Here is a 19,773-nt window from a genome sequence, read left to right on the forward strand (position 1 = left end):
TCAGGCGCGGTGGCGAGCCGCTCCCACGGGAGCGAGGCGCAACGCATCGACTGCGGAGCGGTAGCGCCGGGCCACGAGGTCGACGACGGGTTCGGCGACACCGATCGGCGCAGCGACGCCGTCGGCGCCGACCTCCGCCAGGCGGTGGTGGAACAGACCGTCGGCGAGAAGATACGACGCGACGAACACCCGGTGTGCGCCGCCGGCGCGGACCTCGTCCACGACGGTCGCGACCCGCGGTTCTCCGGTGGCGATCCATCCGACGCGCACCGGGGTCTGCACGAGCGACGAGACCATGCGGGCCGTCACGTGGACGTCGTGGCGGGCGCGAGGGTCGGACGAGCCGGCGGCCGCGAGAACGACGTCGTCGCCTTCGACCCAGCCGGCCTGCCGCAACCGCTCGACGAGGACACGGGCGAGAGCAGGATCGGGACCGAGCGCGGGGGTGATCGTCACCGCGTCGTTCCCGCCGGCCGCGACCTCGCGCGGAACGTCGGTGTGCACGTGATAGCCGGAGGCGAGGAAGGCGGGGACGAGCACGGTCGGACGGCCGGTGTCGCGCAGGACCTCCGAGGGCGACGGTCCGAGGACATCGACGAAGGCGACACGGGTGGGACCTACGCGGGAGGAGACGGCATCGGCGAGCGCCGCGATCATGTCGACACCGCGCGGATTGCGGGTGCCGTGCGCGACGAGCAGGAGCGCCGGGTCGGCGTGTGTACCGGTCATGGATGCATTCCTTCCGGGTCGACGGCGAGGCGGTAGCCGCGCTTGACGACGGTCTGCACGATCGCCGGTGCGCCGAGAGCCGAGCGCACCCGGGCGACCGCGGTTTCGACGGCGTGAGTGTCGCCGCCACCGCCGGGCAGGGCCGCGAGGAGTTCCTCGCGGGAGACGACGAGACCGGCGCGCGCGACGAGTGTGCGCATCAGGGCCATCCCGGTAGGGGGAAGGCACCGCACGGTGCCGTCGACGATCACGCAGCGCCCTCGCGGGCTGAGGACGTGACCGCCGGCCTCGATGCGCACAGCCCGCCGGGGCAGTTCCTCGGCGATGTGCCGGGCCAGCGAACCCAGCCGGGATCGGGTGGGCATGCTGACGGGTACGTCGAGTTCGGTGAGCGGTGCCGCGGTGACGGGACCGACGCACACCGCGGTGACGCCGGTCCGCAGCGACCGGAGCATCGGCTCGAGCCAGCCGGTCTCCTTGGCCCGCATGAGCATCGACGCGACGGCCGGTGCACTGGTGAAGCTCACGGCGTCGAGTCCGCGTTCGACGATCTGCTCGATCATCCGGTCGAGCGCGGTGAGATCCTCGGGGGCCGTCCATCGGTAGACCGGGACGGGCACGACGTCGGCGCCCGCAGCGCGCAGCGCATCGCACACGTCGGTCCCAGGCTCCCATTCGGTGCGCTCGCCGTGCAACTGCACCGCGATGCGGCGGCCGGCGACCCCCTCCTTCAGCAGAAGTTCGAGCACCTCGGCGGACGATTCCGAGGAAGGAGACCACTCCTCGCGGAGTTCGGCGGCCCGGATCGCGCCCGTGACCTTCGGGCCACGGGCGAGGATCCGGCTCGAGCCGAGTGCCTGCGCGAGGTCGTCGGCGAGTCCCCAGCCCTCCGCTGCACCCATCCACCCGCGGAATCCGATCGCCGTGGTGGCGATCGTGATGTCCGGGGGCTGCGCGACGATGCAGCGGGTGACGCGCTCGAGCTCGTCGTCGTCGGACAGCGGGATGATGCGGATGGCGGGGGCGTGCACGACCTCGGCCCCACGCCTGGTGAGGAGCGTGGCGAACTCGTCGGCACGCCGAGCTGCCGTCACGCCGATGGTGAATCCCCGCAACGGCGCGTTGTCGTCGCTCACGAACCCTCTCCGGTCGGCCCCTCGTGCCGCTGGTCACGGGGGACGAGGCTGTGGATCTGGACGACTCCCGCCCATACGCGCACCTCGTAGACGGGCAGACGCACCGACGGATCGTCGAGGTACCGGCCGTCGTCGAGGGAGAAGACCTGCTTGAGCAGCGGCGACGCCACGGTGGGCTCTCCGCCCCGGTCGCCCACGATGCCGCGGGACATCACCGCGGCGCGGCCGAACGGATCGAAGTTGCTTACTGCGCGCAGCGTTCCGTCGTCGAGCAGGAACAGGGCCACCTGCTCGCCGCCGCGCAGCAGCACGGCCACGCCGCGGCCCGGAATGAGATGGCTGAGTGGACAGGCCGAGGTCCATTCCAGTCGCCCGTCGAACACGCTGTCGCGCGTCGATCCCCCTACGGTGTGCGTCTCGATGACGGTCATCGCTGTCCTCCTTGAAACTGCTGTCCTGAAGTGTGGGTGCCGGGTGTTTCGAGCGCGTTACCCGCTCGTTCCCTCGGGGTAAGCGGTCGTCACGCCCCGGTTCCGGGTCCGATGCCCGGCATACCCACGAGGACGGGGACCTTGCGGGGGCCGCTGTCGTCGAAGCGGACCGTGGGGTCGGGCTGCTCGGGCGCGTTGACGAACGAGACGAACCGCGCCAGCTTCTCCGGATCCTCGAGGACACCGGCCCACTCGTCCTTGTAGCCCTCGACATGCTTGGCCATCGCGGCCTCGAGATCATCGGCGATGCCGAGGACATCGTCGCACACGACCTCCTCGAGGTGCGCGAGACCGCCCTCGAGTGCGTCGAGCCACGGCGCGGTGCGCTGGAGCCGGTCGGCGGTGCGGATGTAGAACATCAGGAACCGGTCGATGTAGCGGACGAGGGTCTCGTCGTCGAGACCACCGGCGAGGAGCTGTGCGTGCTTGGGCGACTGGCCGCCGTTGCCGCACACGTACAGGTTCCAGCCGTTCTCCGTCGCGATGACACCGACGTCCTTGCCGCGTGCCTCGGCGCATTCACGGGCGCAACCCGACACACCCATCTTGAGCTTGTGGGGCGATCGCAGTCCGCGGTAACGCAATTCGAGGGCGACGGCCATCCCGACCGAGTCCTGCACGCCGTAGCGGCACCAGGTGGAGCCGACACAGCTCTTGACGGTGCGCAGCGACTTGCCGTACGCCTGGCCGGATTCCATGCCGGCGTCGACGAGACGCTTCCAGATCTGCGGGAGCTGTTCGACGCGGGCACCGAACAGGTCGACGCGCTGACCGCCGGTCATCTTCACGTAGAGACCGAAATCGCGTGCCACCTCACCGATCACGATGAGCTGCTCGGGGGTGCACTCGCCACCGGGCATGCGCGGCACGACCGAGTAGGTGCCGTTCTTCTGGATGTTGGCGAGGAAGTGGTCGTTCGTGTCCTGCAGACCTGCCTGCTTCGGGTGCAGGATGTGGTCGGAGTCGGTGGACGCGAGGATCGAGGCGACCACCGGCTTGCAGATGTCGCAGCCGTGTCCGGTTCCGTACTGCGCGATGAGCGCGGAGAAGGTGCGGATGCCGGTGGCCTGGACGATCTCGAACAGTTCGGCGCGCGACTGCTCGAAGTGCTCGCACAGGGCCTTCGACATCTGCACACCCGACTGGGCGAGCAGTTGCTTGATGCTCGGGAGGCAGCCGCCGCAGGTGGTGCCCGCACTCGTGCACGACTTGATCTGCGCGATGTCGCAGGCGCCCTCGGAGATCGCGCCGCAGATCGCGCCCTTGGTGACACCGTTGCACGAGCACACCTCGGCGTCGTCGGGCAGCGCGCCGGCGCCCGGCTTCTCCCCCACCGGGGAGATCAGCGTGGCCGGATCACCCGGCAGTTCGCGGCCCACCAGCGGTCGCAGCGTGCCGTAGGCGGAGGCGTCGCCGACGAGGATGCCACCGAGCAGGGTCTTCGCGTCGTCGGAGACGACGAGCTTGGCGTAGGTGCCCTTCGCGGAGTCGGACAGCACGACCTCGAGGGCGCCGGGCGTCGTCGCGTGGGCGTCGCCGAAGCTCGCGACATCCACGCCGAGCAGTTTGAGCTTCGTCGACAGGTCGGCGCCGGGGAACTCGGCGGTGCCGCCGACGAGCCGGTCGGCGACGACCTCGGCGGTGCTGTAGCCGGGGGCTACGAGTCCGTAGCAGGTGCCCTCGACGGCCGCGCATTCACCGATCGCGTAGACGGCCTCGTCCGAGGTGCTCCGACAGGTGCGGTCCGTGAGCACACCGCCGCGGCCGCCGAGTTCGAGTCCGGCCTCGCGGGCGAGTTCGTCCTGGGGACGGATGCCGGCGGAGAAGATCACGAGCCCGGCCGCGAGGACGGAGCCGTCGGACAGGGTCACCTGGAGCGCCTCAGGTCCGGCCTCGATCTTCTCGGTGCCCACACCGGTGTGGGTGACGAGGCCGAGGTCGGTGACGAGACGGTCGAGGACACGGCCGCCGCCCTCGTCGACCTGGGCGGGCATGAGCCGGTTGTTGTACTCGACGACGTGCGGGGTCACGCCCAGCAGGCGCAGCGCGTTGGCGGCCTCGAGTCCGAGCAGGCCACCACCGATGACGATGCCGGCGAGGCCGGCGGCCTTGGCGCGTTCGGCGGCGGCGCGGATGCCGTCGAGATCGTCGAGCGTGCGGTAGACGAAGCAGCCGGGCAGGTCGTGGCCGGGCACGGGGGGCACGAAGGGGTACGAGCCGGTCGCGAGGACGAGGCTGTCGTAGGGCAGAACGTCGCCGCCGGCGGTGGTGACGGTGCGGGCCGCGCGGTCGATTCCCACGGCGCGGGTGCCGACACGCAGGTCGACGAGGTCGTCTGCTGCGTAGTCGTTTCCGGCGAGGGCGAGTTCCTTGCGGTCCCAGGCTCCGACGTAGGACGACAGTCCCACGCGGTCGTAGGCGGCGTCGGCCTCCTCGCCGAGCACGGTCACCGACCAGCTGTTCTGCTCGTCGCGGACGCGAAGGGCTTCGACGAAGCGGTGGGCGACCATTCCGTGTCCGACGACGACGACGTTCTTGCGGCTCATGATGTTCTCTTTCTTCGTGCCGGGGATCGGTCAGACTGCGACGCGGGCCGGGGCGGGAGCCTCGGTGGACGGCTCGCTCGTGGGGGTGGTGTTCGGGCGGCGGAGGAAGACGAACCAGGTGACCGCGATGCACACGAGGTAGAAGATCGCGAAGACCCAGAAGGCCATCGTCGCGGACTGCGCCTCGCCGCCGTAGGAGGCGCGGAAGACGAGGTTGATGCCCACGCCGCCGAGTCCGCCGATGGCACCGGCGAAGCCGATGAGGGCACCGGACATGCTCCGCGACCAGGCGGCCTTCTCGTCGCGATCCAGTTCGTCGAGATCCTGCGCACGGGCCTCGAAGATGGACGGGATCATCTTGTAGACCGAGCCGTTGCCGAGCCCGGAGAGCAGGAACAGGGCGATGAAGCCGAGCACCATGGCGGTCAGCACACCGCCGGTCGCGGCGCCGGTGGTGCGGTCGTCGAGGGTGCCGGCGACGATGAGCACCGCGGCGGCCAGGGCCATCGCGACGAAGGTGTAGAGGGTGATCTTCCCGCCGCCGATGCGGTCGGCGAGCTTTCCGCCGAGCGGGCGCGAGATGGATCCGAGGAGCGGGCCGATGAAGGCGATCTGCGCGGCGTGCAGTGCGGCCTGGGCGGGGGTGTCGCCGCCGGCGAGGAAGTTGATCTGCAGGACCTGACCGAAGGCGAAGCTGAAGCCGATGAACGAACCGAAGGTGCCGATGTAGAGGAAGGAGATGATCCACGAGTCGCGGAACTTCAGCGCGGCGCCCATGGCCCGCAGGTCGGCCTTCTGATCACGGAGGTTGTCCATGAACAGGGCGGCGCCGAGCGCGGCGACGGCGCACAGGACCAGGTAGACCGCGCACACGATCCAGGGCTCGGTGTTGCCGACGGTGGCGATGACGAGCAGGCCGATCAGCTGGACCGCCGGGACACCGATGTTCCCGCCGCCGGCGTTGAGTCCGAGGGCCCAGCCCTTCAGTCGCTGGGGGTAGAAGGCGTTGATGTTGGTCATCGACGAGGCGAAGTTGCCGCCGCCGACACCGGCAAGTGCCGCGACCAGCATGAACGTCGTGTAGGAGTGACCCGGGTTCAGCATCAGGTACAGCGCCCCGATGGTGGGGATCAGCAGTACGAGGGCACTGAAGATGGTCCAGTTGCGGCCACCGAAGCGGGCGGTGGCGACGGTGTAGGGGATGCGGAGGATCGCGCCGACGAGCGTGGGGACGGCGACCAGGAAGAACTTACCGGCGGCGTCGATGCCGTACACCTCGGTGGGCATGAACAGCACCATCACCGACCAGATCGACCAGACGGAGAAGCCGACGTGCTCGGCGATCACCGACCAGATCAGGTTGCGCTTGGCGACCTGCTTGCCGCCGGCCTCCCACGCCTCCACATCCTCGGCGTCCCACCGCTCGATGTTGTGCTTGCGCGCGAATTTGTCTCTGAGACTTTCCTTTTCGATGAAGGTCGTCATCGCCGTTCCTCCTCGGGTCCGTGTTGATCCCAAGGTAGGAAACGGGTGTTGCTACGGTGCTGCCCGCGGTGACCGTCGCGTCAAGAGTTGCTCACCCCGGCCCCGGCCGCCCTGTGAGGTGTTACAGGAGGAACCGCACGAGGTCGGCGGTGTGCGCCAGGCCCGGGAAGGCGTCCTCGGTCGAGCGCGGGTGCAGCGCGTGCACGGCCAAACGGAAGATGACCGCGCGCAGCAGCATCTGCGGCCATTCCGGCAGGTCCTCCCAGCGACCGATGAGCCCTTCGTCGGCACCGCCCCACGACAGTGCGTCGACGACGGCGACAGCGGCCGCCCACGAGGCCGGACGCCAGTAGGGGGTGATGTCGGTCAGCCCGGGTGCCGCGCGCCCGGCGAACAGGACGGTGCCGAACAGGTCGCCGTGGACGAGCTGGTCGGGCAGGTGCACGGGCTTGCGGAAGGTCGCGAGCTGGTTGATCAGGTCGAGACTCTTACGGCCGTCGGGGGTCACCGTCTCGGGCGCACCCGCCGCGCGGGCGCTGCGCAGGGGCACGGTTTCCCAGGCCGCGCGGTCGGCCGCGACGAAGACGTCGACGTCCTCCCAGGGTGCGACCGGAGGCTGCATGAGGAAACGGGGACGTTCGAGCTGCGCGGTGGCGGTGTGCAGCCGCAGCGACAGCGAGACCACTTCGTCGTGCCTGGGCTCGGACGTACCGACGATGTAGGTGTCGGCGCGCCATCCGGAGACCACGTAGCGACCGTCGGTGGACCGCACCGGACGGGCCAGCCGCACACCGTCGACGGTCAGGGTCTCCCGCACTTTGGCGGACCAGGCCGCGCGAGCATGATCGGCGACTCGGGACAGCACCACGTCTCCACACCGGAAACCGCCGTCCCAGTCGGGCCCGAGCGGGACCGGTTCGACGTCGCGGAGACCGAATGTGGAGCACACGTGCTGAGGCGGTTCGAGTGAGCTCACGCAGCTCAACCTACCGCCGCACACCGCTCGGATCGGGAAGGCACTCCGCTGTTTCAGGTCACAACGAGGTCACCGTCAGTACACCGGTAGCGAGGGATCCACCTGCTGCGCCCACGCGATCACCCCGCCGTGCAGATGTGTCGCGTCCGAGAATCCGGCTCGCACAAGCACTTCGAGCGCCTCGGCCGATCGGATTCCCGTCTTGCAGTACAGCACGATCGGCGTGTTCTGCGGCAGGTCGGCGAGGACCTCACCGGAGAGGATGCGATCCTTCGGCACGAGCCGGGCACCGTCGATGCGGACGATCTCCCACTCGACGGGTTCGCGCACGTCGATCAGCGCGATGTCGCGGCCCTCGTCGAGCATCCGGCGCAACTCGCTGGGGGTGACGGCCGAGCGAGCCGACGCGGCGGCATCGGGAACGATCCCGCAGAAGGCCTCGTAGTCGACGAGTTCGGTGACGGGCACCCGTCCCGGATCCCGGCGCAGGGTCACCGTCCGGAACGACATCGCGAGCGCGTCGTAGATCAGGAGGCGACCGAGCAGCGGCTCGCCGATCCCGGTGATGAGCTTGATCGCCTCGGTCGCCATGACGGTGCCGATCGTGCCGGGCAGGACGCCGAGTACCCCGCCCTCCGCGCAGGAGGGAACCATCCCCGGTGGCGGTGCCTCGGGGTAGAGGTCGCGGTAGTTCAGGCCGCGCCCGTCGGGGGCGTCCTCCCAGAACACCGACACCTGGCCCTCGAACCGGAAGATCGAGCCCCACACGTAGGGCTTGCCCGCGAGGACCGCGGCGTCGTTGACGAGATAGCGGGTCGCGAAGTTGTCGGTGCCGTCGAGGATCAGGTCGTACTGCTCGAACAGCTGCACGGCGTTGCCCGACTCCAGCCGCGTCTCGTGCAGGCGCACGGTGACGCCGTCGTTGATGGCCAGGATGCTGTCGCGGGCGCTCTCCCCCTTGGACCGTCCGACGTCGGAGCGGCCGTGGATCACCTGACGCTGCAGGTTCGACGTCTCCACGTCGTCGAACTCGACGATGCCGATCGTGCCGACGCCCGCCGCGGCGAGATACAGCAGTGCGGGCGAACCGAGCCCGCCGGCACCGATGCACAGCACCCTCGCGTTCTTCAGCCGTCGCTGACCGGTGACCCCGACGTTCGGGATCATCAGGTGACGGCTGTACCGCGCGACCTCCTCGTGACCGAGCTCCGCGCCGGGCTCCACGAGCGGCGGAAGAGGTCGTCGCGTCGACGGTGTCGTTGCGGTCACGGGTTCTCCTGTCGCGATGCGTCGTGCGTCACCGTCCATCGTGCCATTCGCGGAAGCCTCCCCCGACAGCCCTCCCGACGGTTGTGCCCCCGACAACTGTGCCCCGGCGGCTATGCCCGCGGGTACGGCCAGGGATTGAACCGGCACCGCAGTCCGTCGGCCGGGACGGCGCCGTCCGGGTCGAGGCGGGCGATGTCGTCGTTGGCGGTTCCGAAGGTCTGCTGCATCATGATCGGCGCCAGACCACCGTCGATGGTGCAGGCGTCGTGCTGCGCCAGGCCGATGGCGTGGCCGACCTCGTGATTGACGAGATACTGGCGGTACGACCCGATGTCTCCCTGGAAGGCGACGGCACCGCGCACCCACCGCGCTTCGTTGAGGAACACCCGCTCCATCGAGGGGTTGAAGCACGATCCCTCGAGCGGGATGTCGTAGCCGCATCCTTCGCGAATGGTCATCTGCGAGGTGAGGGAGATCCGGAAGTCCGGCTCGCCGGTGTCGATCCGGCGGAAGGCGACCGCCTCGTCGCCGATCCAGCTGCGCGGGTCGGCGAGGGTCCGGTCGACCATCGACGCGAAGGCCGCGTCGCCGCCGTAGCCGGTGGTGTCGATGCCCTCCTCGAGTTCCACCGTGTAGGTGAACACACGGGTCTGCCCCGCGCCGACCTGACCCGTGGTGCCGGGCACGACCCGCCACTCCCGCGCACCGACCTCCGTGAACGGGCCGCCCTCCGGCAGCGCACCGGACTCGAGCGACTCGGGGAAGGTTCCCTCGGGTTGCGGGGCCTCGACGATGATCTCGGTGACCTCGCTCGCGTCGGTCTGGTCGGCGGGCTCCTCCGCTCCGGCGCCACGCGCGGCGTCCCACAGCACGATCAGGGTCACGACGGCGAGGATCGGAACGGCGTAGGCGCGCCAGCCGTAGGTGGCGACGAACCTGCCCACGCGGGTCTGCTTGCGGACGTCCCGTTCGGGTCGCGGTCGGCGCGGCGGCCGGTCCGGCCGTCCCACCGGGTCCCACACGGCACGCAGGGGCTGGTGCGACCGGCGACTTGCCTCGGGTCGTTCCGTTCCTGGCGACCGGGACGAACCGGGCAGCGTCGGGGAAGGATCTGTCGGCGAGGAGCCCTGCGGGCCCCTGCTCTCGCGCACTCCTCCACGCTCGATCACGGATGTCAGGATGTCATATCGAGACCATTTCGATATCCGAAGCGCCGAACCTGCGCCCCCATTCGTGCACCGGGAACGGATACTGGGCGGTAGGCCGATCCGTTCGACACGCGACTTCACCTGTAACGTGCAGAGACGAGGAGCGCCGAGGTGGTACAGGCCACGTTCGGAAGTAGTGCAGATTGGGAGTAAGCATGACCGACGTCACCGAACGAGCATCCGGCCGGGGTTCCAACGGCAAACGGGGCGCCCGGATGCCGCGTGACGAGCGTCGTGCCCAGTTGCTCGAGGCTGCCAGCGAGGTATTCGTCACACGCGGTTACCACTCGGCCGGCATGGACGAGATCGCCGAGTGTGCCGGAGTGAGCAAGCCCGTCCTGTACCAGCACTTCCCCGGCAAGCTCGAACTGTATTGCGCCGTGCTCCAGAACTATGTGGACACCCTCATCAACGGCGTACGCCAGGCCCTGCGGTCCACCACCGACAACCGTCAGCGCGTGCGCGCCGCAGTGCAGGCTTTCTTCGATTTCGTCGACAACGACAGCCAGGGATTCCGGCTCGTCTTCGAATCCGATCTGATGGGCGAACCGCAGGTGTCGCGGCGAGTGGAGCAGGCCACCGAGGCGTGCGTCGACGCCGTCTTCGACCTCGTCAGCCACGACTCCGGTCTCGATCCGTACCGGGCCCGCATCCTCGCGGTCGGCCTGGTGGGAACGAGCCAGTTCACCGCACGCTACTGGCTCGACGCCGCACGCCCGATCCCCAAGGAGGACGCGGTGGACACCACGGTCGCGCTGGCCTGGGGCGGTCTGAAGCACGTGCCGCTGCAGCCGGAACTCCGTCGTCGCTGACGACACAGAGGCGCACCGTCGTCGCTGACGACATATGAGCACCGTCGTCGCTGACGACATATGAGCACCGTCGTCGCTGACGACACATACCGAGAACGACGAACGGGCCGGGGCGACATGCCCCGGCCCGTTCTCGTCGGTCGCTCTCAGTTGGCGGCGAAGCCGACCTTGCCCAGCGTGGCAGGACCGATGTCCACGTAGCTGATCTTGGCGGCCTGCACGAGAACCTTGCGGCCCTTCTCGTCGACAAGGGCGAGCACCCCGTCGTCGGCGCCGTTCAACGCGGCCCGGACGAGCTTCTCCACCTCGTCGGGCGTCTGGTCGCTGACGACGACAACTTCGCGCGGGCTGTCCGCGACGCCGATCTTGACCTCCACGGTGGACCTCCGATTCTCATGCATTGAAACCGAGCTGGTACTGCTATCAGCCCCAGGCTAATGCAGTCCGAGCACCGACATCCGCTCGGCGTGCTCGACTTGCATGCGATCGAACAGCGCGGCGATGTTCGCCAGGTCACCGGACGCGAGAATCACCAGCTCGGCGAGTTCCTCGTTCTGCGCGAGGACGTACTGCGCCTGGGTGATGGCCTCGCCGAGCAGCCGGCGTCCCCACAGCATCAGGCGGTCCTTCTGCAGCGGGCTGCGCTCGACGACCTCGCGGACCTCATGCACCACGAACTCCGAGTGGCCGGTCTCGGCGAGGACCTCCCGGACCACCGTGGACACCTCGGGAGCAAGCATGTCGGCGATCTCACAGTAGAAATCTGCGGCGATCCTGTCACCGACGTATGCCTTCACGAGAACCTCGAGCCACGTCGACGGAGTGGTCGAGGCGTGGTAGGCGTCGAGGGCTTTGCGGTAGGGCTCCATCGCCGCGTAGATCTCCACACCACGATCGGTGAGCGCGGTGTGGAGCGTCTCGAAATGGCTCATCTCCGCAGCTGCCATGCTTGCGAGGGCGACCCGCCCGCGCAGGGACGGGGAGAACCGTGCGTCCTCGGCGAGCCGGTAGAACGCCGAGATCTCGCCGTACGCGAGCAACGCGAAGAGCTCTGCGACACCGGGGTGATCGGCGGGGACTGCGGGTCCGCCCGGCGTCGTGCCGGACTCGGAGGTGGACTGCGGCGTATCGGCTCCCATGACGACGAAGCGTAGTACTACCTCGTGGAATGCGCCGGAACCGGTACAATGGATCGGGAAGCCCGCGCTTCGAGCCGCCGACCGTGGCCCGCGAGCTTCCCAGATAATGTGCGCGCACCCGAACTGCGGATCGCTGCCGCGCTTCGCCGAGCCTGGTGGAAACCGCTCGCGCTGAGGTGCAGGCCGGTCGCCTTTCCCCCTCGTGCGTGCGTGCCGAGACCAGGAAGGCCGGACCCCTGAGCAAGATCACCATCGACCACGAAGACGACGCGAGTGAAACGACCGTCTCCGCACAACTCGACTCCACCCACGTACCCCCCACCTTCGGCGAACTCGGTGTCCGCGACGAGATCGTCCGCGCCCTCGCCGAGGTCGGCATCGAACGCACCTTCGCGATCCAGGAACTCACCCTGCCGCTGGCCCTCGCCGGCGACGACCTCATCGGGCAGGCCCGTACGGGTATGGGCAAGACCTTCGGCTTCGGCGTTCCGCTCCTGCATCGCATCGCCACCGAGGGCTCCGGCACGACCACCCTCGACGGCACTCCCCGTGCACTCGTGATCGTCCCGACCCGCGAGCTGTGCATCCAGGTCACCAACGACCTCGTGAACGCTTCCAAGTACCTGCCCGGCAGCCGCAAGTCGGGCCTCGAGGTCCTGTCGATCTACGGTGGGCGCCCCTACGAGCAGCAGATCGACGAACTGAAGAAGGGTGTCGACGTCGTCGTCGGTACTCCCGGCCGTCTGCTCGATCTCGCCAACCAGGGCCATCTGATCCTGGGCAAGATCGGCGTGCTCGTCATGGACGAAGCCGACGAGATGCTCGACCTAGGCTTCCTGCCCGACATCGAGCGCATCCTCACGATGGTCCCCGACCGTCGTCAGACGATGCTGTTCTCGGCCACCATGCCCGGCCCGATCATCACCCTCGCCCGCACGTTCCTGAACCGCCCGACGCACATCCGGGCCGAGGAGGCCGAATCGTCGGCCGTGCACGAGCGCACCCAGCAGTTCATCTACCGGGCGCATGCACTCGACAAGGCCGAACTCGTCGCCCGCGTACTGCAGGCCGAGGGTCGCGGCGCCACCATGGTCTTCACCCGCACCAAGCGCACGGCGCAGAAGGTGGCCGACGACCTCGTCGAGCGCGGTTTCGCGTGCGGCGCGGTGCACGGCGACCTCGGTCAGATCGCGCGTGAGAAGGCACTCGACAAGTTCCGCAGCGGCAAGATCGACGTGCTCGTCGCCACGGACGTCGCCGCCCGCGGCATCGACATCGACGACGTCACCCACGTCATCAACTATCAGTGCCCCGAGGACGAGAAGACCTACGTCCACCGCATCGGCCGTACCGGTCGCGCCGGACGCACCGGTATCGCGATCACCCTCGTCGACTGGGACGACGTGCCGCGCTGGCAGCTCATCGACAAGGCTCTCGATCTCGGTATCCCGGATCCGATCGAAACCTACTCGAGCTCCCCGCACCTGTTCGAGGAGCTGAACATCCCGTCCGACGCCACCGGACGCGTCCGCAAGACCGCTCCCGCCGCCTCGGAGAACGGTGAGAAGCCCGAGCGCGTCGAGCGCGAGGGCGGATCCCGCCCGAAGCGCAACCGGGTCCGCCGTCGTACCGTCCGCGGAAAGTCTGCCGACGGCTCCGCAACGGATGTGGCCGCAACCGGTTCGGACGACTCGGTGAAGGCCGAGAACGAGCCTGCCGCAGCGGAGACGGGTGAGGACACCGGGGCGGCCGCTCCGGCACGTCGTCGCCGTCGTCGCCGTCGCACCCGCTCGGGCGAGGGCCCGGCCGGTCGCGCAGAGCAGCAGGACACGTCGAACGTGGAAGCGGTCTCGACGTCGTCTGCCCGATAACCACGTGCTCGCGCCCGAGCGCCGCACCCGCACCGACCTTCTCGTCGCAGCCGCACTCGTCGTCACCGCTCTGGTGGCGGCGAGTGTCGTCTGGCTGAACTCGGATGCGCGGGGCACCACGTCGACCACCTGGGACGGTCCTGTCCCCACTCTCGCTGCCGCGCAATCTCTTCCGCGCACGCTCGCCGAACTGTGGCGTGCTCCGAGTACGGCGACGACCGCACCGGTGGTGTCCGGCGGCACGGTCGCCACGGCAGACGGTGGTGCGGTGGTCGGCCGCGACCCGCAATCCGGCGAGGAACGCTGGCGGTACGACCGCGACCGGGCGTTGTGCGCGGTCACCGAGGCCTGGGGCGACGTGGTCTCGGTCTATCTCGGCCCGCGGGGATGCGGTCAGGTCACCGCGCTCGACTCGGGCAGTGGCTCTCGGGGCGCGCAACGGTCGAGCGACGCGGACGATCCGATCCGGGTCGTCGGCGCCGGTTCGCACCTGATCGCCTTCGGCGAGTCACGTCTCGAGATGTGGCGCTCCGATCTGGTGCGCACGGTCGAGTACGGGCGCGTCGACGCACCGGTGAACCCGAACGCGCAGCCACGATCGGGTTGCGAACTGCGCTCGGCGGATTCGGGCGCCGAAGTGCTGGCCGTGCTCGAGCAGTGCGCGAACGAGCCGACCAATCGGCTCACCCTTCTCGATCCCACCCCCGACGACAGCACCAAGCCCGAGGAGTTCGCGTCGTCGGTGCTGCCGGAAGCGGGCGGGGACTCCCGCATCGTCGCGGTGGTCGGCGACCGCACGGCGGTCTACCTGGCCCCGGACGACAACGACGGGCCGCGCATCGAGGTCTTCGACAGCGAGGGCGTCCTCCTCGACACGCACGCCCTGTCGCGTCCTGCCGGCGAATCGGACGACCCCGCCCTCGAGCGCGGCGGCGTGCTCGTGTGGTGGACGGGCCGCGACACCGTCGCATTGTCCACCACCGATTTCGCCCCGCAGTGGACCGTCGAGGACACTCTCGGCAACGGCGACATCATGGCCGGTTCGCTGCTCCTTCCCGTCGAGGACGCCCTCGTGGGAGTCGACTCACGGACCGGTGAACCCGGCCCGCGCATCGACGTCGAGCGCGGGACGGTCTCCACGGTGAACGTCGCCGTCGCGGGGAATGTCGTGGTCGAGCAACGCGGCGATGAGCTCGTGGCACTGCGCTGATGGCGAGCCGTCCCGGTCGGTGCTGACGTCTCAGTCCGCGACGGCGGTCTCGAAAGTCTCGAGTTCCGCCTCCCCCGACCAGTAGCGCAGCAGGTTCTCGGAGAGCGCCCGGTACGCCTCGGCGCCCTTGTTCTTGCGTCCCGCCAGCACCGTCGCGCCCGAGGCGGAAGCCTCCGCGAAGCGGACCGTGCGGGGTACGGGCGGGGCCAGCACCGGCAGGTCGTACCGGTCGGAGACATCGGCGAGCACGTCGCGACTGTGCGTGGTCCGCGAGTCGTACAGGGTCGGCAGCGCGCCGAGCAGCTCGAGATCCGGATTGGTGATCTGTTTCACCTCGTTCACCGTGCGCAGGAGCTGCCCGACTCCCCTGTGCGCGAGCGTCTCGCACTGCAGCGGAACGAGCACGGACCGCGACGCGGTCAGCCCGTTGAGGGTGAGGACGCCCAGAGAGGGCGGGCAGTCGATGACGACGACGTCGTAGTCGTCCTCCACCGACGCCAGCGCCCGCTTCAGGGTGTATTCACGCCCCGGCTTCATGAGCAGCATCGCCTCCGCACCCGCGAGGTCGATGGTCGCCGGCAGCAGCGACATCCCCTCCGCTGTCCCGAGCAGAACGTCCTTCGTCTCGACACCGCCCACGAGCACCTCGTGCACGGATTGTTCGAGCTTGTCGGGGTTGTGCCCGAGAGAGAAGGTCAGGCACCCCTGGGGATCGAGATCGACGACGAGCACCCGCCGGCCCAGCGCCGACAGCGCGGCCCCCAACGACGCGACGGTGGTCGTCTTGGCGACGCCACCCTTCTGATTTGCCACTGCAAGTACCGTTGCCACGACCCCGATCCTCGCGCACTCGGCGGCGCAGCGCGAGGTGAATCCGCCCACGAGACCGCAGGAGGCAGCCCGCCGTGATCCGCAGAGCCACACCCGAGGACGTCCCCGCGATCACCGGGCTGATCTACGACCTCGCCGAATACGAGAAGGCCCGGCACGAGTGCACCGTGGTGCCCGAGCAGATCCACGAGGCTCTTTTCGGGCCGCAGCCCTCGGTGTACGCGCACGTCGCAGAGGAATCCGGAGAGGACGGCACCGAAGGCCGGGTCGTCGGGGTGGCGTTGTGGTTCCGGAACTTCTCCACCTGGGACGGCGTGCACGGGATCTACCTCGAAGATCTGTTCGTCCGTCCCGAACATCGCGGCAAGGGACACGGACGGGCACTGCTCGCGGCGCTCGCCCACGAATGCGTGGAGCGCGGTTACACCCGCCTGAGTTGGTCGGTGCTGGACTGGAACGAGCCGTCCATCGGTTTCTACCGATCCCTCGGTGCCGTCGCGCAGGACGAGTGGACGACCTTCAGGCTCAGCGGCCCCGCCCTGCAAGCGCTCGGCAGCTGAGCCGGATCACTCGTCGACGTCGGGCGCGTACTCGTGCGCGAGCCACCGCGACGTGGGCGGGCTGAACAGCAGCACGAGCGTGGGGACCACGACGAGCGCCAGCACAGTGCCGATGACCGGCTGGTGGGAGTCCGTCAGCAGCGACCACACCACGGGCAGCAACAACAGCTGCGCGAGTATCGCCACGGCACGTCCCCAGCGCACACCGCGCACGAGCGCGATCCCGCCGGCCAGGACCCCGCCGAACAGGATGAACAGCCACAGCGCGAAGCCGTAGCCATTGGTGACCGACTGATCGTGTTCGCCCGAGGCGGCGCGGATGATCGAGTACACCGCGAATCCCATCGCGACGACGCCCTCGAGGACGACGAGCCAACCGGCGGCACGCACGGTCGACGGAACGCTGCTGCGAGGTGTTTCGAGAGGCACCCGTCCAGCGTAGTGGACCCGCCGGGCACCACTTAGGCTGATGTTCCGTGCGCGCCCTGCTGATCGTGAACCCGAATGCGACGACGACCACCCCGGCCGGTCGCGACCGCCTCGCTCACGCCCTGAGAGGCCGGCTCGCGCTGACCGTCGCGCACACGACCCACCGCGGGCACGCCGCAGAACTGGCGCGTTCGGCGCACGCCGACGGGATGGACGTCGTCGTCGCGCACGGTGGCGACGGCACCGTCAACGAGATCGTCAACGGCCTCCTCGGCCCCTCCCCCGACCGAGGCGCCGATCCGACCCTGCCGCGACTCGCGGTGGTGCCCGGCGGCTCGGCGAACGTGTTCGCGCGATCCCTGGGACTGTCCGCCGATCCACTCGAGGCCACCGAGCAGGTACTCGAGTCGTTGCAGGAGGGCAGGACCAGCCGGATCGGCCTCGGCCACTGCGACGGGCGGTGGTTCACCTTCAACGCGGGCCTCGGTCTCGACGCCCAGGTGTGCGAGGCCATAGACCTGAGCCGCGCCGAGGGCAAGAAGGTGACGACGGCGCGCTACGTGCGGCACGCGGTGGCCCGGTTCTTCGCGTCGAAGCGGGCCGAACCGGCGCTCACGCTCGAGATGCCCGGATCCGAACCTGTTTCGGGGGTGCACTATGCGTTCGTGTCGAACTCGAGTCCGTGGACCTATCTCGAGTCCCGGCCGGTGCACACGAATCCCGGCACCTCGTTCGACACCGGTTTGGGTGTGTTTGCTATGACGACGACCCGGGTACTTCCGAGCCTGCGGGTGGTGAGACAACTTCTGGCCGCCCGCGGCGAGCCGGCGTCGCCGCATCTGGTGCGTGCGGACGATGTCGCGCGCGTGCGCGCCCGGGCCTCGCGCCCGATCGGACTTCAGGTCGACGGCGACTATCTCGGACTCCGGACCGAGGTCGAGTTCGTGTCCGTGGCGTCGATCCTCGATGTCGTCGCGCCCCGCTGACGATCCCCCCAGCGGGACAGCGACAGAAAGAGAAGCACGAATTCTGTGATTGCCACTACCTTCTCGGCTCGAGGGGAGTAGAAAGAGGGATTGGCGAACTCGTAGCCCACACCAGCGTGAGCTTCCCCACGATCGTGGTCGATTCTATTGACTCCACGCTCGTTCGTGAAAGCATTCACAAGTAACCGCGCGGAAACACTCCGTGCCACAGGCGTGAACACGCATTGACCAATCAGCCGGTGCACACGCACCATCGAAGGAGAGTAGAAGCATGGACTGGCGCCACAAGGCCATCTGCCGCGACGAGGATCCGGAACTGTTCTTCCCCGTGGGAAACAGCGGCCCGGCTCTCGCGCAGATCGCGGATGCCAAGCTCGTGTGCAACCGTTGCCCCGTCACCGCCGAATGCCTCTCCTGGGCGCTCGAATCCGGCCAGGATGCCGGCGTCTGGGGCGGTATGAGCGAGGACGAGCGCCGCGCCCTCAAGCGTCGCAACGCCCGCACCCGCGCTCGTACGGCGGTCTGAGCAACTCCGATAGACGTTCGAAGGCCCGGCTCCCCTACGGGGGAGGCCGGGCCTTCTTACGTGCACGGTCGTAAGGACGATCAGGCGACCGGCACCTTGCCCAGCGGTAGTTGCAGGCGTGCATCGGTCCCGCCGACCTCGTTGGACGTCAACTCCAACGATCCGCCGAGCTCGGCAGCCACGAGGGTCCGGACGATCTGCAGACCGAGCCGGTTCGACGCCTCGAGGCTGAACCCCTCGGGAAGACCCTTCCCCTCGTCGCGGACCACGACGTCGAGCATGCGGGCCGAACGCTGGGCATTGACGGTGACCGTGCCGTTCACGCCCGGATCGAAGGCGTGCTCGACGGCGTTCTGGACGAGTTCGGTCAGCACCATGACCAGAGGCGTGGCGCGATCCGCGGGGAACACGCCGAGATTCCCCTCCCGCACCACCCGGATCTGGCTGCCGACCGTCGACACGTCGACGACGATGGGGATCAGCTGGTCGAACACACCGTCGAGATCGACCTCCTCGTCCACTGACATCGACAGCGCCTCATGGACCAGGGCGATGGATGTCACGCGACGGACCGCCTCCCCCAGGGCCTGCTGGGCTTCCGCGTTCCCGGTTCGGCGCGCCTGCAGTCGCAGCAGCGCGGCGACCGTCTGCAGGTTGTTCTTGACACGGTGGTGGATCTCGCGGATGGTCGCGTCCTTGCTCAGCAGTGCCCGGTCGCGTCGCTTGACCTCGGTGACGTCGCGGACGATCACCGCGGCGCCCCGGATCCTCCCTCCCGGGTTCAGGACCAACGCACGGATCAGAACGGTGGCCCCGAGTGCCTCGATCTCCATGCGCTGCCCCAGACGGCCCTCCACGGCCCCGCGGAGGTAGTCGGTGACGTCGCGACTCTCGAAGGGGTCGGTGACCAGTGCGCGGGTCGTCTCGACGAGATCCTGACCGATCAGGTCGGAGTTCAGACCCATCCGGTGATAGGCCGACAGCGCGTTGGGGCTCGCGTAGACGACCTTGCCCTTCCGGTCGAGCCGGATGAATCCGTCGCCCGCACGCGGACTCGACTTGGTGTCCGAGCGCGCCTCGGGCGTCGGGAAAGTGCCCTCGCTGATCATCCGGTAGAGGTCGTCGGCGCATTCGAGATAGGCCGTCTCGAGCGCGCTGGCCGACCGCCGCGACACGCGGGCGGCGTCGCGGCTGAGCACCGCGACGACCCGACCGTCCCAGCGCACCGGCACGGCCTGACGGATGTTGATCCCGGCGCCCGGGGACGACTTGACGTCGACGATCTCTCCGGTTTCGAAAGCCTTACGGACGTAAGGATGTTCGTTGTCGGAGACGAGCGTGCCGACGGCGTCCTCGGGGATCACCGTCGAGGCGGTGGTGGGTCGGCACTGTGCGACGCACACGATTCCGGACGGCGCCGCGTCGACCCACAGGAGGACGTCGGCGAACGACAGGTCGGCGAGCAACTGCCACTCGCCCACGACACGTTGGAGGTGATCGACGGCCGCGCCCGGAAGATCCGTGTACCTCGCGAGCAACGAACTGAGTGTGGACACGGGAACCGCTTTC

19 protein-coding genes are annotated in these 19,773 nt (G+C 68.9%); 6 read left to right on the plus strand and 13 right to left on the minus strand.

Annotated elements, in window-relative coordinates; translation table 11 throughout:
• The 8 genes from BO226_RS12710 to BO226_RS12745 all read right to left on the minus strand — a co-directional run bounded on the left by BO226_RS12710 (position 1) and on the right by BO226_RS12745 (position 9,801).
• The gene (locus BO226_RS12710) at positions 1-729 is read right to left on the minus strand and encodes a sirohydrochlorin chelatase (RefSeq protein ID WP_024101478.1); all 729 of its coding nucleotides are present in this window, start codon (positions 727-729) and stop codon (positions 1-3) included.
• The gene (locus BO226_RS12715; RefSeq protein WP_006550252.1) at positions 726-1,865 is read right to left on the minus strand and encodes a uroporphyrinogen-III synthase; all 1,140 of its coding nucleotides are present in this window, start codon (positions 1,863-1,865) and stop codon (positions 726-728) included. The genes BO226_RS12710 and BO226_RS12715 overlap by 4 nt, the downstream gene beginning before the upstream one ends.
• The gene (nirD, locus tag BO226_RS12720; RefSeq protein ID WP_006550251.1) at positions 1,862-2,296 is read right to left on the minus strand and encodes a nitrite reductase small subunit NirD; all 435 of its coding nucleotides are present in this window, start codon (positions 2,294-2,296) and stop codon (positions 1,862-1,864) included. The genes BO226_RS12715 and nirD overlap by 4 nt, the downstream gene beginning before the upstream one ends.
• An 89-nt stretch (positions 2,297-2,385) precedes the next feature.
• A complete protein-coding gene (gene nirB, locus BO226_RS12725; protein WP_033097106.1) occupies positions 2,386-4,902 on the minus strand; it encodes a nitrite reductase large subunit NirB in 2,517 nt (838 codons plus the stop codon).
• A 30-nt stretch (positions 4,903-4,932) separates the two neighbouring features.
• Positions 4,933-6,387, minus strand: coding sequence for a nitrate/nitrite transporter (locus tag BO226_RS12730; RefSeq protein ID WP_039584791.1), 1,455 nt, complete (start codon positions 6,385-6,387; stop codon positions 4,933-4,935).
• Positions 6,388-6,508: 121 nt separating this feature from the next.
• A complete protein-coding gene (locus BO226_RS12735) occupies positions 6,509-7,363 on the minus strand; it encodes a TIGR02569 family protein (RefSeq protein ID WP_006550248.1) in 855 nt (284 codons plus the stop codon).
• A 75-nt stretch (positions 7,364-7,438) separates the two neighbouring features.
• Positions 7,439-8,671 (minus strand): adenylyltransferase/sulfurtransferase MoeZ, encoded by a 1,233-nt coding sequence (gene moeZ, locus BO226_RS12740; protein ID WP_071935400.1) that lies wholly within the window; start codon positions 8,669-8,671, stop codon positions 7,439-7,441.
• 71 nt (positions 8,672-8,742) lie between these two features.
• Entirely contained in the window at positions 8,743-9,801 is a 1,059-nt protein-coding gene (locus BO226_RS12745; protein WP_374214093.1) for a DUF3152 domain-containing protein, read from the minus strand.
• A 194-nt stretch (positions 9,802-9,995) separates the two neighbouring features.
• Here BO226_RS12745 and BO226_RS12750 point away from each other — a divergent pair, with 194 nt between their 5' ends.
• The gene (locus BO226_RS12750) at positions 9,996-10,652 is read left to right on the plus strand and encodes a TetR/AcrR family transcriptional regulator (RefSeq protein WP_006550245.1); all 657 of its coding nucleotides are present in this window, start codon (positions 9,996-9,998) and stop codon (positions 10,650-10,652) included.
• A 146-nt stretch (positions 10,653-10,798) separates the two neighbouring features.
• Here the strand turns inward: BO226_RS12750 and BO226_RS12755 are convergent, their stop codons facing one another.
• Together BO226_RS12755 and BO226_RS12760 are read right to left on the minus strand one after the other, a co-directional pair.
• Entirely contained in the window at positions 10,799-11,029 is a 231-nt protein-coding gene (locus tag BO226_RS12755) for a DUF3107 domain-containing protein (protein ID WP_006550244.1), read from the minus strand.
• A gap of 57 nt (positions 11,030-11,086) precedes the next feature.
• Positions 11,087-11,791 carry a ferritin-like fold-containing protein gene (locus BO226_RS12760; RefSeq protein WP_006550243.1) on the minus strand — a complete coding sequence of 235 codons (705 nt, stop codon included), beginning with the start codon at positions 11,789-11,791 and terminating at the stop codon, positions 11,087-11,089.
• 206 nt (positions 11,792-11,997) lie between these two features.
• Here BO226_RS12760 and BO226_RS12765 point away from each other — a divergent pair, with 206 nt between their 5' ends.
• Entirely contained in the window at positions 11,998-13,662 is a 1,665-nt protein-coding gene (locus BO226_RS12765; RefSeq protein WP_071936434.1) for a DEAD/DEAH box helicase, read from the plus strand.
• A 4-nt stretch (positions 13,663-13,666) separates the two neighbouring features.
• Complete coding sequence (locus BO226_RS12770; protein ID WP_071935401.1) at positions 13,667-14,872, plus strand: Rv3212 family protein; 1,206 nt, start codon at positions 13,667-13,669, stop codon at positions 14,870-14,872.
• A 30-nt stretch (positions 14,873-14,902) separates the two neighbouring features.
• Here the strand turns inward: BO226_RS12770 and BO226_RS12775 are convergent, their stop codons facing one another.
• Positions 14,903-15,703, minus strand: a complete 801-nt coding sequence (locus BO226_RS12775; RefSeq protein ID WP_071936435.1) for a ParA family protein — start codon at positions 15,701-15,703, stop codon at positions 14,903-14,905.
• 74 nt (positions 15,704-15,777) lie between these two features.
• Here BO226_RS12775 and BO226_RS12780 point away from each other — a divergent pair, with 74 nt between their 5' ends.
• On the plus strand, positions 15,778-16,263 hold the full coding sequence (locus BO226_RS12780; RefSeq protein ID WP_006550239.1) for a GNAT family N-acetyltransferase: 486 nt from the start codon (positions 15,778-15,780) through the stop codon (positions 16,261-16,263).
• A 6-nt stretch (positions 16,264-16,269) separates the two neighbouring features.
• Here BO226_RS12780 and BO226_RS12785 read toward each other — a convergent pair whose 3' ends face one another.
• Complete coding sequence (locus BO226_RS12785) at positions 16,270-16,692, minus strand: hypothetical protein (RefSeq protein WP_024101488.1); 423 nt, start codon at positions 16,690-16,692, stop codon at positions 16,270-16,272.
• A gap of 47 nt (positions 16,693-16,739) precedes the next feature.
• Here BO226_RS12785 and BO226_RS12790 point away from each other — a divergent pair, with 47 nt between their 5' ends.
• Entirely contained in the window at positions 16,740-17,678 is a 939-nt protein-coding gene (locus BO226_RS12790) for a diacylglycerol/lipid kinase family protein (RefSeq protein WP_006550237.1), read from the plus strand.
• Positions 17,679-17,949: 271 nt separating this feature from the next.
• Complete coding sequence (locus BO226_RS12795; RefSeq protein WP_006550236.1) at positions 17,950-18,204, plus strand: WhiB family transcriptional regulator; 255 nt, start codon at positions 17,950-17,952, stop codon at positions 18,202-18,204.
• An 80-nt stretch (positions 18,205-18,284) separates the two neighbouring features.
• Here BO226_RS12795 and BO226_RS12800 read toward each other — a convergent pair whose 3' ends face one another.
• Positions 18,285-19,760 (minus strand): sensor histidine kinase, encoded by a 1,476-nt coding sequence (locus BO226_RS12800; protein WP_071935402.1) that lies wholly within the window; start codon positions 19,758-19,760, stop codon positions 18,285-18,287.
• Positions 19,761-19,773: the final 13 nt, after the last annotated feature.

This window comes from Rhodococcus sp. 2G (assembly GCF_001886355.1).
Lineage (GTDB): Bacteria > Actinomycetota > Actinomycetes > Mycobacteriales > Mycobacteriaceae > Rhodococcus > Rhodococcus pyridinivorans.

Excerpts from the sequence above, each read along its gene's own strand:
- BO226_RS12710 (WP_024101478.1), bottom strand. The coding sequence starts at position 729 with ATGACCGGTACACACGCCGACCCGGCGCTCCTGCTCGTCGCGCACGGC.
- nirD (WP_006550251.1), bottom strand. The coding sequence starts at position 2,296 with ATGACCGTCATCGAGACGCACACCGTAGGGGGATCGACGCGCGACAGC.
- nirB (WP_033097106.1), bottom strand. The coding sequence starts at position 4,902 with ATGAGCCGCAAGAACGTCGTCGTCGTCGGACACGGAATGGTCGCCCAC.
- BO226_RS12730 (WP_039584791.1), bottom strand. The coding sequence starts at position 6,387 with ATGACGACCTTCATCGAAAAGGAAAGTCTCAGAGACAAATTCGCGCGC.
- moeZ (WP_071935400.1), bottom strand. The coding sequence starts at position 8,671 with ATGGACGGTGACGCACGACGCATCGCGACAGGAGAACCCGTGACCGCA.
- BO226_RS12750 (WP_006550245.1), top strand. The coding sequence starts at position 9,996 with ATGACCGACGTCACCGAACGAGCATCCGGCCGGGGTTCCAACGGCAAA.
- BO226_RS12760 (WP_006550243.1), bottom strand. The coding sequence starts at position 11,791 with ATGGGAGCCGATACGCCGCAGTCCACCTCCGAGTCCGGCACGACGCCG.
- BO226_RS12795 (WP_006550236.1), top strand. The coding sequence starts at position 17,950 with ATGGACTGGCGCCACAAGGCCATCTGCCGCGACGAGGATCCGGAACTG.